Below are 15,070 nucleotides of genomic sequence, written 5' to 3' on the forward strand. Positions count from 1 at the left end.
ATAACCATCGACGTGAGGAGGACGGATGCGGATCGACCATCCGACCGATGACGAATTGCGGGAGAACTTCGACGAGATGCTGCGCTCCGTGCTGACCGGCGGCGGCATCCGCACGGAGACCGGACTCGACATGAAGACCGAGGACGCCCTGTGGGCGATCGCCCGTGCGTACCCCGACGTGCCGGACGCGTTGGTCGACGCGGCTCGCGCGGCTTTCGCAGGCCAGCTCGACGGCTCCAACGCCCGTGCGCGCAAGGAGGCGCTGGCGCGCAAGATCGAGGAAATCAACCGTCGCCGGCCGGCCCGGTGATCCCGACGTCACGACCTAAGGTGGGCGCATGACCGAGTGGCGCGCGTTGACCGACAGCGAGATCGTCGACCTGGCCGCAGGCCTGCGCTCGCTCGACGGCTCCCAGCCGATGGACGCGGTACCGCGGCTGGCGGAAGATTTCGGCTGGAAGGTGCTGACCGCCCATCCGGACCGGGCGATGCTGGATGCCGGATTCGGGATGGCCAGCGGGAAGATTCATGGACGTGCGGGCCTGATCGTCGATATCAAGCTGCGCGTCACGGATTTCGCGCCGAACGACGCGGACGGGCGGTCACGGTCGCGGGACGCGTTCGCGGCCATGGCCGCGGCGCTGACCGGCGCACTCGGCGATCCGACCACGCGAGTCCCCGGCGTCACCGCGGAGGTCCGCTGGGCGGGTCCGGAGACCACCTTGGTGCTGGAGGATCTGGGCCGCTCGGTGCAGTTGTCCCTGACGGCCAACTCCTGGTTGCGACTGCACGATCAGGCCGTCGAGCTGGGGCGACAGGAGCGGAGTTGACGGGATGGGGAGATCTCGCCGCCGGCCTGGCCGCGGAACTCGCCGCGCTGCGCGCCGGTTCCATCGTCAAGCTGGTCGAGTCCGGCACGGGACCGCGGCGGCGATACGCGCAATTCCTCCAGCTCGATGAGGCCCTCGCCGCCGAATTGGTCGACGACGAATGGCTCGCCCCGGAGGCGCGCGCCGGCGCGGCGGGACGCGCGCTGATCGCCGAGTCGGGGTGGCGGGAACGCGATGCCGGCCATGTCAACTGGTGGACCGAGCTGCCTTGGCCGAGTCCCACGGTCGACTATCGCCGACTGGCCGACATGGTCGTCACCGGGTTGCGCGACGGGTTCGGCATCCACGCTCCCACCGCCCTGGCCTACACCGCGTGGGACGAACGCTCGGAGAATCGCCGATTGGAGCTGCCGCTGCTCGGCCTGCGGCAGGAGCCCTGACGCGGGCCGCGCGCGAACCGGCGCCGTGCCAGGATGAACGACGAACGAAGCAGGCATCGCGGCGGGCACGCCTGCCGCGATGTGGTGGATGAGGGGATTTCCGCGACGTGACCAGACCAGGCGGCCAGGCAACCGGCGACGAGCCCGCCGGGGCGGGGGACGCGACCGAGACGCACCCGAAGCTGTCCGCCGATGAGGCGGAGCAGGCCGAGGCCACCGCATCCGGTGCGGAGGAGCCCGATGTCGGCTTCACCTTGTCCGACGCGGCGCCGGTGGAGGATGTCGCCGAACGAGCCAAGGCGCTCATGCATCAGGTCGCCCGCGAGCTGGGCGCTGGCGGCCCGCCGGGCTGGCAGCGGGTGGACGCGGTATTCACGCTGACCGTGGCCGCGGAGGTGGCGGTGGCCGTCTACTCCGACGAGCGGGAACGCACCGTGCGGGCGACTCCCGATCCCGGGATCGTGGCGCTGGTCCGGGAGCATCGGCAGCTGGCGGCCGGGTTCGGTGACGGACCGTATTGGCGCTTGCTCTTCACGGTGACCAGCGCGGGCCGGATGGAGGTCGACTACGACTACGGCGACGAACCGTTCCCGGACGATCAGCTGTTCCCGCCCGAGGTCTACCTCGCGGACCTGGCGGCCTTTCCGCGCGAGTCGCTGCCGGTCTGGCTCGGCGCCTACGTCGGTCACGGCGACCGCCAGTTGCGGTCGCCGCAGGTCGCGGCGGCGCGGACGCGGGCGGATCGGGAGGCGGGCGTGCGCGCCGTGCCGTGCGAGGACGAGTTGCCCCCGTTCCCGCTCATGGCCGCCCGGTGGGCGGTGCTCGCCGCGGCGTTCGTCGCGGCCGGATCCCAGTGGGGTCCACGGCTGCTGCCGTCCGTGAGCTGGTTCGAGGGCGCCAAGCGCAGCGGCTGTTCGCTGTACGCGCTGCCCGGTGGGCGGGCGGTGCTCTCGGGCGGCGTATGGAACGCGCCGGAGCTGGCCGCGGCCTACAACGACGGCGCCAGGTTGCCCGATCTCTACGCGGGTGCGCCGGAGTGGGTGGCGGGGCAGGTGTTGAACCATCGCTGCGCCAGCGGTCTGCTGTCGTTCTGCTACTGGTGGGAGAACGGCCGCTGGTACCGCGGTGAGTCCCCGGGGCCGGATCGGTTCGCCGAAGCGGTGCCGGGTGTGTGGACAGCGGCGGTCGTGGTGGACATCGTGAGCGGCCTGCTCGGCGACGACGTGGACGCGCAGCGGCGTGCGGCGGTCGACGCGCTCGTGTCCGCGGCGGAGGCGGGTGTCGTCACCCGTGACGCGCTCGCGGACGTCTTCGGCGACGACGACCTGTTCGATGTCGACGGCGCCTTCTTCCAGCTCACCATGGCCGGTGTGACCATGACGGCGCCGGGGCCGATGCCGCGGGAGGAGGCGATCGCCCTGGTCGAGCGGTTCATCCGGGACAGCGGCGCCGCCACCGTGCGCTATCCGCTGGAGGACTTGCGCGCCGATCGGCTCGACGTGGGCTGGATGGTGTACGTCCCGGTCGAGCCGGGCGAGATCGCGATCGGCCGGGCGATCTACTACATCGCCGACGACGGTGTGCTGGAACGCTCTTCGTCTTCGGTGGCGCCGTCGGTGTACATCGGCGAGTTCGAGCGGCGGTTCCGGGATCGGCACGGCCCGGTGGGCGCGTTCTGGCCACAGCGCGAAAAGCCCTGAGCCGCAATCGGTGACATCCACGGCCGCGCACGGCGCACGTCGGGTCAGCGCGGTCAGGTTCTTCCGCGGCGCGAACCGACTGGTCAGGCGCGGAGAGGCCGCCAGGATTCGGGTCTGTACATGCGGAAGCGACCCGACTGACCATAGAATCGTTGGTGCGTCGTAAGACAATATTTGGTGTGCCGTAAGAACCGGCTGCCATATTGACGTGTGGCGCACCGCCGGTCGCGGCACGCCAGCGATGAGGAGGGTCGTCAGCGTATGAGTTGCCGGGCGCAGCAGCATGATCCCGTGCGCGGGGGCGGACGGGTCACCGCGCCGTGGCGCGTGCATACTCGACGCCCACGTCGGGGGATGTGTCTTCAGTTGTGCGGGTCGGAGTCTTGGGCTCCGGGATCGGACGTCGGCATCGTATCGCCCTTCGCCGCACCGCGTTCCGGCCACTATTCCCACCGGTGGGGGTCTGCCCGCGCCGACTATGGATCGTCGAGCACCTGGTCGGGAGCGTGACATATGGCACAGCCGAAGCCCGAGACCGACAACCCGTGGACCGGCCTGAACCAGCAGGCGCACAGCGGCACGTTGCAACTCAGCGACAGTGCGGCCGGGGAAGCGGCCGCACTCGCCGCCGCGGCGGCGAACGCGGTGGAACTGGTCAAGCGCCATGTGGCGGATGTGCTGAATCCCCGGGGTTTCGGGGCCGCGCAATCGAGTTATCTGTTGCAGGCGAAGTTCGCGAAAGCGGCCGGAGACCTGGATGACATCCTCCGGCGCTTCCTGGAGATCTTGAACGCCATGGGTGAGACCTTCCTGGCGGCCGGAAAGCGGTACAACGAAACCGATACCGACTCGGGCGCGGAGTTCAGGAGAATCCGGGACAATACGCCTCGGCGCGCGGACGCCGGACAGGGCGGAAATCCCGCCACGCCTCCGGTGGGCGGAAGTCACCACATCCCGGATTTCCTGCGCGACCACGAATACTTCGGCGACAAGCTGCAGAAACCCTCTGATGAGCACATCAATTCGAGCGGGCAGTTCTCGGAAATGGACGCACTGTCGCGGGCGCAGGAGGGCCGGGACACCACTCCGATCGATGTCGAGAACCCGTATGAAAAGGATCATCCATTCTTCGAATCATTCGAGACCGGACTCGATCCCGTTGCGGTCGTCAGCGACGCTCTGGTCTGGGACTGGATGGCCGTGGAACTCGACGGGACCTTCGGAGACCTGAACAATCGGCTGGCGCGCTTCCCGCTGGAGGGATCCTGGCAGTCGCCACAAGGCGAGGGCGGCATCAACGCGGCGATCGCGGCCGCGGTGACGTACCGATCGCAGGCCAACGCGCTGACCACCAGCATGCGCGCGCTGAGCCAGAACCTCACCTACACCGCGGGCTGGTTGTCGGAGACCAAGAAGTTCATGCCCGGTGAGACCCGGGACAAGGGCGGCTACGTCGACCGCGAGATCCAGGAGGACAGCTGCCTGGATCTCTGGCACCGGCGCGGATTCCAGAACTGGTACGTCGAGGGCATGGGGTACACGAACGCCGCGATCCCGATCCTGCCCGCCCCGACGGTGAAGCCCGCGCAGCCGCCCGCTCCGCCGGGACCGCCCGGCCCACCCGGCACGGCCTCGCCCGGTACGGCGGCACCCGGCACGGCCGCTCCGGGGGCGTCGCAACAGCAACTGGCGGCGCTGCGTGCCGCGCAAGAGCAGTCCGATCAGGAGCGGCAGGCGCTGTCGCAGCAGCAGAAGGCGCTGGAGGAAGCGCGGCGCACCTCCGAGCAACAGGCCCGGCAGAGCGCCGCCGCACAACAACAGCAGCAGGCGCAACAGGCCGCCCAGCAGGCGATGCAACAAGCCGCGCAGCAGGCGCAACAGGTCGGCCAGCAGCTGGCCGGTGCCGCGCAGCAGGCCGCGCAGCAAGCCGCGCAACAGATCGCGCAGCAGAGCGCCCTCGCCGGATTGCCGGGTCTGCCGGCTGGTTTGCCGGACTTCCAGGACGCGGCCAAGAAGATGAGCTCAGCCGCGAAGGGAGCGACGGGCAGCGGTGGGCCGGGGCCGGGGATCGGCAAGGCCACCCCACCGGGCGGGCAGAACCTCGAGCGAGCGTCCAAGCTGTTCCCCCGCGCGACGACGGACATCGCGGCCACGGCGGCCGGTGTGCGGGCGGGGCTCGCGCAAGGAACCGGAATGGCGGGCGCCCCGATGGGCGGCATGCCGATGGGTGGTCCCGGCGCCGCCGCCGGCGGACAGCAGAAGGAGCACAAGCGCGCGGACTACCTCGACTCCACCGAGCATCTGGAAGAGGCGATCGGTGAGGCTCCGGTCGTGGCGAAACCGGTGGTCGAGAAATGACGGCCGGGGTGGCGACGCACACGTGGAAATTTACCGATCTCGAATTCCTCGTGCTCTGGGAGGATTTCGGTGAGGTCGGCGTGCCGAGGCCGTTCTCCTTCACCAGCCGCACGCCGTTGTGGAACGACTATCTGGTGGAGAAGTCGCAAACCCGGGCGGCGCTGCTCGCCTCGTCGACTCCGGCACGGAAAGAGATGCTCAAGGATCTCCATCGCCCGGACATCCGTCTGCGGGTGCTCGCATTCGATGGCCGGGATTACACGAACGTGGCGAACAATGTGCGGCTGATGGCGGCGCGTCGCGCGGATCGCGGGTATCTGGTGACGCAATTGCCCGGGGAGACCGTCGGTCATAGTGGCGGATTCACTGTCACCGAGTGCGCGGCGGTGGAACTGGCCGATGTAGTCGTGCGGGCGCTGCCGGAGGTGGAATCCGGTAAGCGTGCCGATATCGTGCTCGCCGACGAAGACGAGGGCGCGGAACTGGATTACGAATACGGCGCCTCCGCGGTGCGGGATTCGTTTCAGGGATCGGTGCACGATCGTTCGGCCGATTTCCGGTCCGCCGCGACCGAACGTTTCGGATTCATCGATGTGCTGCAAGCACACTCGATCTTCGGCCCGCGTGGCATGACCCGGCACCGTTTGAAATGGCGGGATCTCGTGGACGACGGGCGCTACGTGATCGATGACGGACACCCTCCGGTCGCGACCGCGGCCGACGGGCGACGGATGGTCTCGGTGATCAACGCGCGCATCGCCGAAGTCGTCCGCGCCATCAAAGACGAACGAGGATAAGGGGCCGATACCGATGACCGCAGCGCAGCCGGGACAGGCAGGTGAATTTCCCACCGAATTCGCGGCCACTTCGCTCACGGGGTCGATTTCGGTGCGCACCACCGAAATGGGCCTGCCCTTGGGCGTCAAGGTCGACGCCGATCAGCTGCGCCGTGACCCGGAGGCGCTGGCGAGCGAGATCCTGCGCTTGTGCAAACAGGCGGCGAACCGTGCGGGCCTGGCGCGTCGAGCGCAATTGCGGCAACTGGGATGGACCTCGGAGATGCTGTCGCTGACCGGACTGCCCACCGAACAGCAGGTGGCGGCACAGGAGATCATCGACGAGCAGGAGTACGACACCGAACCGCAGAGCTGGCTGCGATCGATCTGAGCGGCAGGGGATTCAGGAGGCCGGCATGGTCGAAACAATGGACGAGCTGATTGCTCGCGTACAGAATCAGCTCTACCGGCTCACCGATCTCAACGAAGCCATGAATGCGATCCGGGTTACCGAGACATCGCCCGACGGCGCAGTGACAGCGGAAGTGGACGGAAACGCCGCGCTGGTCGGTCTCCGCTTTTCCGCTGCGGTATCCCGGCTTTCGCCGGAGGAGTTCGAGAATACTGTTGTGGGCACCGCAAGAGCGGCAGCGCACAAGGCTTTCGCGGAACGCGGGGAACTTATCACCGCATTCAATGAGGAGGCCACCGGGTAGTCATCGGATGTTAACCACGTCGGGATCGCGATACGTGGTCCTCGCTAGGTAAGGTTGAATACGAAACATCGGGGGATGTTTCGGGATTGGACGATGATCATGAGCCATATTGAAGTAGTCCCGGATGCGCTGCGTGTATATGGAAGCGAATCGGCGGCCATGGCTGCCGGTGTCGGGGCGATCGCGGCGGCCGATCAGGCCGCGACGGTTGCCGCGGTGGTCCCGGTGTTCGGCCTGATCGGCCAGGAGTTCCTCGTCTCGTACGCTTTCGCGCAGGCCAATCACCTGTCATCGGTGGCGCAGCTCGCCGCGGTGCACGCGGGTACCGCGTTGACGGCGCATCAGGCCGCCGCTACCTATGAGGGCACGGACACCGCGTCGGGCGCGGCCATCGGAGCGATCCGCACGCAGTCATGACCGCGCCGGGAGCCATTCCACCGCCTGGCGCCGATCCGCTGGATCCGACAGTTCTGGAATTGCTGCGCGCCAGCGCTCTTGCGCCCATGCTGGACCTGCCGGTGAACGATGTCCTGCGCAGCATGGGTTTACCGAATCTGCCGGAGCTGCCCGCCTTCGTGCAGCTGCCGGAGCTGCCGCCGCTGCCGACGATCGATCTCGGCGCGCTCATGCGCCCGCTGACCGATCTCGCCTCCGCGTTCGGCACCGGTCAGCTCGGCGCGCCGCCGCCCCCGCAGGCGCCCGCCGGTGCGAACGCGGCCGCGCCCGCCGCGCCGCCGGTGGACCCGACGCAACTGCTGCAGAACGTGTCCACCGTGATGCAGACCGTGATGCAGGTCGGCTCGTCGCTGGTGCAGACCCTGATGACGGTCTGGCAGGGCATGGCGGCGATGGAGGCGGCGAAGAAGGCAGGCGAGGCGCAGACCGACGCGAGCGAGCTGGCGGCGCAGAGCACGCAGGAGAAGTCGGTGCTCGTGAGCGCGGCGGGCAGCGTGTTCACCGGTGCGGGCCTGATGTCGGCGGTGCTGGCGAAGTTCTCCACCACCATGGCCTTCGCGCCGCTGCTGGCGGCCTCGCCGGGCGGACAGGGTTTCCTGGTCGCCTCCGCGATCGAGGCGATGACCGAGGCGCTGGCGATCACGGCGAAGACGAAGGCCGAGATGGTCGGGCACAGCGCGAGCATGACGCAGGCCGGGCAGAAGGTGCCGATCACGAACGCGCCGACCGGCGTGAAGTCGGCCGAGCAGCTGACCCAGCTGATGAGCATGATCACGCCGCTGATCAGCACGGCCGGTCAGGTTGCCCAGTCGCTGGGGCAGCTCGCCGCGGCGAACCCGTCGCTGTCGGCGCCGAAACCCATCGCCGCACCCGGTGTTCACGAAGACGAGCCGGGGGAAGGCAAGGACGCCGAGGAAGCCAAGGCAGGCAGGGGCCCGGGCGGTGTGGGTGGCGTCGGCGGCGGTGTCCCCGGCGGGATCCCCGCGGCCGCCGCCCCGCTGAACCCTTGGCCGGGCACCCGGGTCGCAGGCGGCTCGCTGGGCAGTATCGGCGGTGCGACCGCGGCCGGTACCGGGCCGGGATCGTCCGCGGTGTCCACCACCGCGGCGGGCACCGGAACCGGCACCGGATACCTGCCGATGGGCGGTGCGGGCACGGCCGGCGCCGGCCTGGCCCGCGAAGGCGAATCGGGCACCGACGCGCTGCGCGGCCAGATGGTCACCGGCCGGCACGGTGACGAAGTGGTCGGGCGGATCGAAGGGGTCTCGCTGCCGGTGGTCGGCGCGGCCGACACGACATCGGAACCACCGCCGGACAAGGAACTCACGCTCTGACGCGAGTGCCGAGCAGTACACAGGAGGGTCTGATGAGTGACGGGCGGGGTGAGGTGTACGACAGCGTGCAATTCGACTCGGTCACGGCGGGCAAGGCGTCATCCGGGCTGGACGCGCTGGCCGACCGGTTGGCGTCGGATCTGCGTGCCGCCGAGGAAGCGCTGACCGTCGTTCCGGCCGGTACCGACGAGGTTTCCGGCCGGGCCGCGCGGACCGCGAACGACGTGGCGTCGTCGTATCTGGCCGGCGCGCAGGCCGGCGTGCACGAGATGCGCAAGCTGGCGGCCACGTTGCGGCGGCAGTCGAACCAGTTCGACGGCATGGAATCGGCCAACACGGCGGATTTCGACACCACGGGCGGCCGGTCCGCCTGATCGTCGCGGGCGTCGTCGAGCAACCGAAAGGTCCTCCCCAGCAATGATCGAACCACCGCAGCCAGGTTTCACCGGCGTGGTGTGGACCGCGCGCCCGCCCGAGCGGCTCGCGCGTGACCTCACCACGGGGCCGGGCGCCGTGCCGATGGCCGAGGCCGTCACCGCATGGTCGCGCCTCGCCGCGTCGTTCGGCGCCGCTGTGGCCGAGTACGAGAAAGTCCTCGCGGACCTGCGCGGGGCCTGGCAGTCGGGGCGCAGCGACGAAGTGATCCAACGCGTCTCGACCCTGCGGGACTGGCTGATCGACGCGGCCGCGGCGGCGGCGGCCAATGCCACCCGGTTCCAGGCACAGGTCGCCGCCTATGAGATCGCCCGGCTGGCGGTGCCGAACACCGGGGACCTCGAATCCCTCCAGCAGGTACAGCGGATGCTGGAGTCGATGGGCGGCATGGTCGGTGCGCCGATCCGGGCGATCGCGGCGGACACGGACGCCGAGGCCGACATGGCCAAAGCGGTGGCGTCGCGGGTCATGCAGAACTACGAGAAGGCCACCGAACCGCTGGCCTTGCCATGGCAGCACCGGGAGCCGCCCGTGGTGGCCCCGGAACAGGCGCTGACCGCCGAACGGACCGCGGCGTCGGCCGAGGCCACGCCGTCGGCCGCGCTGCCGCGCGGGGCGGCGCCGATCGGTGCGCTGCCGATCGGGACGGTACCCGTCCCGGCGATGCCGCGGGTGCCCACCGCGTACCAGGCGCCCGTGTACGCGCAATCGGCCGCGACGGCCGAAGTCGTGCCGCGTGCCCCGCAGGCCACGGTGAGCACCGGCGGGCAGCCCGCTCCGCTCGTCCCCGGCGCGCTGGGACAGGCCGGGCAGGCTCAGGACGGGGCTCGGTTCCCGCGCGCCGGCCTCCCCACAGAGGCGAGCGATCAGATCGAGTTCGAGGGCGGCATCCAAGCGGCGCCCGCGGTCCTCGGCGGCCCCGAACCCGCGGCGCGCGCCGTGGCGCAAGAGGCCGGCCCCGAGACGGGAGGTGCGGCGTGACGTCGTTGACGAACGACGCGTTGCTCGTCGTCGCCGAGCGGCTCGGCGTGCAGACGCTGCCGCTGGCGCTCGCCGTCGGCCCGCAGCAGGATTCGATCGAGGAATACCGCGCCGCGCGGGAGCGCGCGACAACCGCACTGATCGGCGACGGCTTGCTGGATGCCGAGGGCGAGGTCGCGGCGGAACTGGCCGGTGCGCTGTTCGTCCTGGCGCAGCCGGACCGCGAGCTCGTCGCCCGCATCTACACCGGGGACGGCGCTCGCCGCTTCTGCCTGGCGCGCCGGGGCGAACAGCACGCGCTCGCCGTGCGCTCGGGTGACAGTTTCGAGGTTCACCCCATCTGGGCCGACGGCTCGGACGTGTCGCTGGCTCGTCCGCTGCTGGCCGCACTCGGCCCGTGCGATCCCGCCGAGGTCGCCGGATTCAGCGCGCTCGCCGCGGAATTGGCCGACCGACTGGACGCGGCCGAGCGCTCCACCGACTACGCCGACGCGATGTACGCCCTCGGCGTCGGCGAACGCGACGCCGCGGTGCTCGGGCTGGCTTTCGGCTCCTGCCGCGCTTACGCCGAGGTCGTGGCCTACACCCATCAGGACGGGCTGACCAACCGGGCGCCCGGCGCGGTGGCGGTGTACGACACCGGTCGCGGGCGCATCGTCGTCGCCCCCATGGTCTCGCCGGATCAGCAGATCTGGTCGACGGTCACGACGGGCACCGACCACCGCGTGACTCAGGCGGTCGCCACCTTGCTGGAAGGGCTGCCCGGGGGGAGGTGGCTGCCTCAGTAGCTGTCGAGTCGCAAGAAAACTCGGTTGCCACATCGCTCGGTGAGATCGTCCGGATCTCCCCACCATCACAAGTTCTGACGAAAGGCACAACGAAATGGCTTACACAACTCTCGGCGACGGCTCGGGGAACACCTACGGTGTCGAAGAGGGCGGCATCGACAGCGTCGTCAGCCGCATGGAGGACTCGATCTCGACGCTGCGCACCTCGATCAACCAGATCGACGAGTCGGTGCAGGCCGTCGCGCGCGGCTGGCAGGGTGACGCCCACCGCGAGTTCAACACCGCGGCCACCGAATGGCACGACGAGGTCACCGCGCTCAACGGCAAGCTCGACCGGCTCTCGCAGGCTGTGACCTCGGGCAAGAACACCATTGTCGGCTCCGACGCGGCAGGCCTGTGACCGCTGGATGGCCCTGCCGTCCAGCCGGATCGCCCATCGCACGACCAGAAGGAAACAACAATGACGATCAAGTACAACTCGCCCGCCATCACCGAGATGGTCGGTGACCTCAACCAGTACGGCTCCAACATGAAGGCGCAGATCGATGAGCTCAACGGCGCGGCCGCCGCGTTCCGCGAGAACCTGCAGGGTGAGCAGGCGGTCTCGAACTTCGACACCGCGCACAAGAACCTGACCACCGAGCTGGAGGACACCCTCCAGAAGCTGGACAACCTCGCCGCCAAGGTCGAGAACGCGCTGGGGCGCGCCATCGAGGCCGACGGCAAGGTCGGCGACGGTTTCGCCGCCTTCTGAGCGCGGATCGCGACGCACGACGGCCGGCTGGAACGTGAGGGTTCCAGCCGGCCGTCTTCTGGTGTCCGGCGGTCAGCGCGCCGCGAGCGACTCTCCGATGTAGTGCATCTCGTCCGGGGTGGTGACCATGAGCACGGTCGCGCTCCGTGCGGCCGTGCGCACCGTGATGCGGTTGGGCGCGTCCGGATCCTGGATCAGCGTGACGTCCGCGTCGACCGAGCCGCCGGGATCGTCCGGCCGTCGCACGTGCACGATCGTCGCGCCGCCCGCGTGCGCGATCGGCGGGATCCCGTCGAACACCAGCACCGTCGTGCTCGGGTACGGCGCTGCGGGCGGCGGCGGGGGAGCGGGTGGGTGGTAGCTGGCGCCCGCGGCGCGCGGCGCTATCGAAAGCACATGTGGTGCATTCAGATTCGCCACCATGGTGTGCCATTCCTCGGGTCGTGCGGTGTGCACGATGGCATGGGCGCCGAGCGCGGTGGCCCGCAGGATCACCTGCTGGGCGAGGTCCAGGTTGCCGATCACCTCGAGGTGCCTGGTGCCCTCGCCCATCAACGGCACCGCGATGCCCTGCCCGCGCTCGTCGGCGCCGATGAGCTGGCCGCAGCCCGCCGTGGGCACCGCGAATCCGGTGAGCGCCGCCAGGGTGCCGCGATAGGCGATGTCGCTGCCCCAGCGGCCCGCGTAGCCGATGGGCAAGGTGTCCAGCAGGATTCGCAGCTGGCTGCCGACCAGTTCACGCAAGCCGGGCAGCGGCGGTTCCCCGGGCGGTGCGACGGTGTCGAACCGGACGAGGGCGTTGAGCACCACGGTGTCGGCGAAATCGGTGTGCCGATCGCGGCGGCCTGCTCCCGGCCGCAAACGCAACGTCACCGTGGTGGACAAACTGGGCACCGCCCAGACGTCGGCCAGGCCGCGCGGGCCGATCATGTCGGCCGCGATCTGGTACTGGGTGAGGAAACGGCCTTGGTACTCCAGCCATTTCGGCGACTCGGCGAGCTGGTCGACGTCGAAGCCGTGGGTGAGCTGGCGCACCGCGGTGTTCATCTCGGTGGCGGTCAGCACGGAAGCGGCGATGTCGTGCGCGGCGAGCCGGTTGGCGACCCGGCGGGTGGCGATGATCGCGGTGCGCAGCGCACCGTCGCCTCCGCCGCCGCGGTTGTCCACCGCCTCGGCGTTGGCCAGCGGATCCATCCGCAGCACCAGCCAGCAGGTGCGGTGCGCGATGGCGGGCAGCGGGCCGAGGATGCGGTCGTAGAGCTGGGCGGCGACGCCGGTGCCCGCGGTGCGCGCGCCGGTGCTGACCACGTCGATACCGGCCAGGGTCAGATCGAATTGATCGAGGCAGCGGGCGATTTCCGGAAGCGGAAGCAGTTGGTCGGTGCTGAGCGATCCGCGATCCAGCAGCGTCAGCGTGTCCGGCGGCGGATCGATCCGGAGCATGGTGAGCAGCAGATCGCCGTCCCAGCGCACGCCGTAACCGCCGCCTTCGGTGAGCGGCACGTCCAGCGCGGGCGCCTGCGCCAGGCGCTCGGCCGGGCGCAGGCCGGGGCGCCTGCGGGCGATCGCGCTGCCGATGCGCCAGGCGGGCGTATGGCCGCCGATCGGTACCAGACCGGCCAGCGCGAATATCGCGCCCGCGGCGATCGCCCACCGGATCGAATCGCTGAGCGCGAGAACAATCCACGCGGTGGCCGCGGCCGATAACACGACGGGCACCGTCACCCGCAAGGGAAAAATACGGAACAACCAGAATTCCGGATCGCGCAGCGTGTCATAGTCCGAACGGCGTCTATTTCCCGGCGTCGGCGTATTCGAAATTTCGCCGGCGGTTGTCCCGTCGTTCATCGTCTCGTTCACAGTTGTTTGTCCCTGCCTCACCTGCGTGCGGCCGCCGTTGTTCGGCTTCGGATTCCAACGGTTCAGGGCCGTCGGGGAATTACGGTACCGTGTCGGAGGAAATGGTGATCGATAGCTCGATGGAGACCATGTGCCGGCACAGCTGACCACCCGCGCCCAGGTCAACGGATACCGATTCCTGTTGCGCAGGCTCGATCACGCGCTGGTTCGCCGCGACGTTCGCATGCTGCACGATCCGATGCGCTCCCAGATCCGCTCGCTGCTCGTCGGCGCGGTGCTCGGCGTGCTCGTGGTGGCGGGCGCCGCGATCCTGGCCTTCCTGCGCCCGCAGGGTGCGATCGGCGATGCCCTGATCGTCTCCGGAAAACAGAGCGGCGCGCTGTATGTGGTGGTATCGGGCCCGGACGGCAACAAGACCCTGCACCCGGTGCTGAATCTGGCGTCGGCCCGGTTGATCACCGGCACCGACGCGGAGCCACATGCGGTGAAGGACGACAAGCTGAACGACCTGCCGCGCGGCCCGCTGCTCGGCATCCCGGGCGCGCCCGCCGCGCTGCCCGGGTCCGGACAGGGCAACAGCTCGGAATGGTCGCTGTGCGAGTCGATCGCGCTGTCGGAGGGCGGCAGCGCCGCGTCCTCCTCGGGCGGGACGACGACGGTGATCGCGGGCCGGCCAACGCTCACCGACCGGATCAGGACCTCGCATCAGGACGAAGCGCTGCTGGTCCGCCGCGGCGACAAGACCTATCTGGTCTACGACGGCAAACGCGCCGAGGTCGACCCGGCGAACTCGGTGATGGCCAGGGCCTTGGACCTGAAATCGCAGCGGCCCCGGCCGGTCGGCACCGGATTGCTCGGCGCGACGACGCAGGTCCCCGCGCTCGCCGCGCCGCAGATTCCCAAGGCGGGCGAACGAGGTCCTGGCCCGCTGTCGGACCTCCCGATCGGCGGCGTCATCTCGGTGTCCGGCGTGGGGCCCGACGGCGGTTCCGCGCTGTACGTGGTGCTAGCGGACGGTTTGCAACCGGTGTCACCGTTCACCGCCCAGGTGATCAGGTACGCCGATTCGCACGGGATGCGGGAGATCGCGACCGTGCCGCCCGATGTGCTGGACCGGGTCCCGGTGGTCCGGCAGCTGCCGCTAGACGACTTTCCGGTGCGAACCCCCAGGATCCTGCCTGCCGAGGACGCGCCCGTCGCGTGCGTGACCTGGTCGAAGTCCCCGGGTACCGCTCCCGGGCAGGGCACGGACAACGCGGGCGACGGGCCCGGGGAACGCGCGGCGATCAGTTTGCTGGTCGGCACCCGCCTCCCGATCGCGGAATCCGCGAAACCCGTCGAGCTGTCCACCTCCGACGGCGTCGGCGACCGGATCGACGCGGCCTACATCGCACCGGGGTCAGGTGAGTTCGTGCAGGTCACCGGCATGGAGCCGGGCAGCCCGCGCCGCGACAGCCTGTTCTACATCGCCGACACCGGTGTCCGCTACGGCATTCCGGACGCGGCCGCCGCGACCGTGCTCGGGCTCGGCACCGCCCCGCGCCTCGCACCCTGGGCGATCATCGGCCAGATGGTTCCCGGGCCCACGCTGTCGGCGCGCGAAGCGCTGGTCGCCCACGACTCACTGTCCCACCCCTGACCT

Annotated in this window: 17 protein-coding genes; 16 read left to right on the forward strand and 1 reads right to left on the reverse strand. The window is 69.7% G+C overall.

The genetic code is table 11. The features are described 5' to 3' along the window. Nucleotides 1–25: 25 nt before the first annotated feature. The 15 genes from ABZ552_RS26295 (at nucleotide 26) to ABZ552_RS26365 (ending at nucleotide 11,568) form a co-directional block, all read left to right on the forward strand. Nucleotides 26–310, forward strand: coding sequence for a hypothetical protein (locus ABZ552_RS26295; RefSeq protein ID WP_281916627.1), 285 nt, complete (start codon nucleotides 26–28; stop codon nucleotides 308–310). A 28-nt stretch (nucleotides 311–338) separates the two neighbouring features. Next, nucleotides 339–830, forward strand: a complete 492-nt coding sequence (locus ABZ552_RS26300) for a DUF6301 family protein (RefSeq protein ID WP_357440402.1) — start codon at nucleotides 339–341, stop codon at nucleotides 828–830. Continuing rightward, nucleotides 827–1,270, forward strand: a complete 444-nt coding sequence (locus ABZ552_RS26305; RefSeq protein WP_357440404.1) for a hypothetical protein — start codon at nucleotides 827–829, stop codon at nucleotides 1,268–1,270. The genes ABZ552_RS26300 and ABZ552_RS26305 overlap by 4 nt, the downstream gene beginning before the upstream one ends. A gap of 107 nt (nucleotides 1,271–1,377) precedes the next feature. Continuing rightward, on the forward strand, nucleotides 1,378–2,970 hold the full coding sequence (locus ABZ552_RS26310) for a hypothetical protein (RefSeq protein ID WP_357440407.1): 1,593 nt from the start codon (nucleotides 1,378–1,380) through the stop codon (nucleotides 2,968–2,970). Nucleotides 2,971–3,483: 513 nt separating this feature from the next. Continuing rightward, nucleotides 3,484–5,328 (forward strand): hypothetical protein, encoded by a 1,845-nt coding sequence (locus ABZ552_RS26315; protein ID WP_357440410.1) that lies wholly within the window; start codon nucleotides 3,484–3,486, stop codon nucleotides 5,326–5,328. An 8-nt stretch (nucleotides 5,329–5,336) separates the two neighbouring features. After that, on the forward strand, nucleotides 5,337–6,125 hold the full coding sequence (locus ABZ552_RS26320; RefSeq protein ID WP_357440413.1) for an ESX secretion-associated protein EspG: 789 nt from the start codon (nucleotides 5,337–5,339) through the stop codon (nucleotides 6,123–6,125). A 13-nt stretch (nucleotides 6,126–6,138) separates the two neighbouring features. Then, complete coding sequence (locus tag ABZ552_RS26325; protein ID WP_357440416.1) at nucleotides 6,139–6,495, forward strand: hypothetical protein; 357 nt, start codon at nucleotides 6,139–6,141, stop codon at nucleotides 6,493–6,495. 25 nt (nucleotides 6,496–6,520) lie between these two features. After that, entirely contained in the window at nucleotides 6,521–6,820 is a 300-nt protein-coding gene (locus ABZ552_RS26330; protein WP_281875531.1) for a YbaB/EbfC family nucleoid-associated protein, read from the forward strand. Nucleotides 6,821–6,919: 99 nt separating this feature from the next. Then, nucleotides 6,920–7,237: a type VII secretion target gene (locus ABZ552_RS26335; RefSeq protein WP_281875529.1), complete on the forward strand. Its 318-nt coding sequence runs from the start codon at nucleotides 6,920–6,922 to the stop codon at nucleotides 7,235–7,237. Continuing rightward, nucleotides 7,234–8,610, forward strand: a complete 1,377-nt coding sequence (locus tag ABZ552_RS26340) for a hypothetical protein (protein ID WP_357440419.1) — start codon at nucleotides 7,234–7,236, stop codon at nucleotides 8,608–8,610. Before ABZ552_RS26335 ends, ABZ552_RS26340 begins: the two co-directional genes overlap by 4 nt. A 32-nt stretch (nucleotides 8,611–8,642) precedes the next feature. Then, nucleotides 8,643–8,984 (forward strand): PE family protein, encoded by a 342-nt coding sequence (locus ABZ552_RS26345; protein WP_281875527.1) that lies wholly within the window; start codon nucleotides 8,643–8,645, stop codon nucleotides 8,982–8,984. A 43-nt stretch (nucleotides 8,985–9,027) separates the two neighbouring features. Next, complete coding sequence (locus ABZ552_RS26350; protein WP_357440423.1) at nucleotides 9,028–10,026, forward strand: PPE domain-containing protein; 999 nt, start codon at nucleotides 9,028–9,030, stop codon at nucleotides 10,024–10,026. Next, the gene (locus ABZ552_RS26355; protein WP_357440426.1) at nucleotides 10,023–10,814 is read left to right on the forward strand and encodes an ESX secretion-associated protein EspG; all 792 of its coding nucleotides are present in this window, start codon (nucleotides 10,023–10,025) and stop codon (nucleotides 10,812–10,814) included. Before ABZ552_RS26350 ends, ABZ552_RS26355 begins: the two co-directional genes overlap by 4 nt. Nucleotides 10,815–10,908: 94 nt before the next feature. Beyond that, nucleotides 10,909–11,214, forward strand: coding sequence for a WXG100 family type VII secretion target (locus ABZ552_RS26360; protein ID WP_281875523.1), 306 nt, complete (start codon nucleotides 10,909–10,911; stop codon nucleotides 11,212–11,214). A gap of 60 nt (nucleotides 11,215–11,274) precedes the next feature. Then, nucleotides 11,275–11,568 carry a type VII secretion protein EsxR gene (locus ABZ552_RS26365; protein WP_281875522.1) on the forward strand — a complete coding sequence of 98 codons (294 nt, stop codon included), beginning with the start codon at nucleotides 11,275–11,277 and terminating at the stop codon, nucleotides 11,566–11,568. A gap of 72 nt (nucleotides 11,569–11,640) precedes the next feature. Here ABZ552_RS26365 and eccE read toward each other — a convergent pair whose 3' ends face one another. Next, nucleotides 11,641–13,416, reverse strand: a complete 1,776-nt coding sequence (gene eccE, locus ABZ552_RS26370) for a type VII secretion protein EccE (protein ID WP_357440430.1) — start codon at nucleotides 13,414–13,416, stop codon at nucleotides 11,641–11,643. 142 nt (nucleotides 13,417–13,558) lie between these two features. Here eccE and eccB point away from each other — a divergent pair, with 142 nt between their 5' ends. Then, nucleotides 13,559–15,067, forward strand: coding sequence for a type VII secretion protein EccB (gene eccB, locus ABZ552_RS26375; RefSeq protein WP_357440433.1), 1,509 nt, complete (start codon nucleotides 13,559–13,561; stop codon nucleotides 15,065–15,067). The last annotated feature ends 3 nt before the right edge of the window (nucleotides 15,068–15,070 follow it).

The organism is Nocardia sp. NPDC019219, assembly GCF_040632645.1.
Lineage (GTDB): Bacteria > Actinomycetota > Actinomycetes > Mycobacteriales > Mycobacteriaceae > Nocardia > Nocardia sputorum.

Excerpts from the sequence above, each read along its gene's own strand:
- ABZ552_RS26325 (WP_357440416.1), top strand. The coding sequence starts at position 6,139 with ATGACCGCAGCGCAGCCGGGACAGGCAGGTGAATTTCCCACCGAATTC.
- ABZ552_RS26315 (WP_357440410.1), top strand. The coding sequence starts at position 3,484 with ATGGCACAGCCGAAGCCCGAGACCGACAACCCGTGGACCGGCCTGAAC.
- ABZ552_RS26365 (WP_281875522.1), top strand. The coding sequence starts at position 11,275 with ATGACGATCAAGTACAACTCGCCCGCCATCACCGAGATGGTCGGTGAC.
- eccE (WP_357440430.1), bottom strand. The coding sequence starts at position 13,416 with ATGAACGACGGGACAACCGCCGGCGAAATTTCGAATACGCCGACGCCG.
- ABZ552_RS26330 (WP_281875531.1), top strand. The coding sequence starts at position 6,521 with ATGGTCGAAACAATGGACGAGCTGATTGCTCGCGTACAGAATCAGCTC.
- ABZ552_RS26340 (WP_357440419.1), top strand. The coding sequence starts at position 7,234 with ATGACCGCGCCGGGAGCCATTCCACCGCCTGGCGCCGATCCGCTGGAT.
- ABZ552_RS26360 (WP_281875523.1), top strand. The coding sequence starts at position 10,909 with ATGGCTTACACAACTCTCGGCGACGGCTCGGGGAACACCTACGGTGTC.
- ABZ552_RS26335 (WP_281875529.1), top strand. The coding sequence starts at position 6,920 with ATGAGCCATATTGAAGTAGTCCCGGATGCGCTGCGTGTATATGGAAGC.
- ABZ552_RS26300 (WP_357440402.1), top strand. The coding sequence starts at position 339 with ATGACCGAGTGGCGCGCGTTGACCGACAGCGAGATCGTCGACCTGGCC.
- ABZ552_RS26345 (WP_281875527.1), top strand. The coding sequence starts at position 8,643 with ATGAGTGACGGGCGGGGTGAGGTGTACGACAGCGTGCAATTCGACTCG.
- ABZ552_RS26350 (WP_357440423.1), top strand. The coding sequence starts at position 9,028 with ATGATCGAACCACCGCAGCCAGGTTTCACCGGCGTGGTGTGGACCGCG.
- ABZ552_RS26295 (WP_281916627.1), top strand. The coding sequence starts at position 26 with ATGCGGATCGACCATCCGACCGATGACGAATTGCGGGAGAACTTCGAC.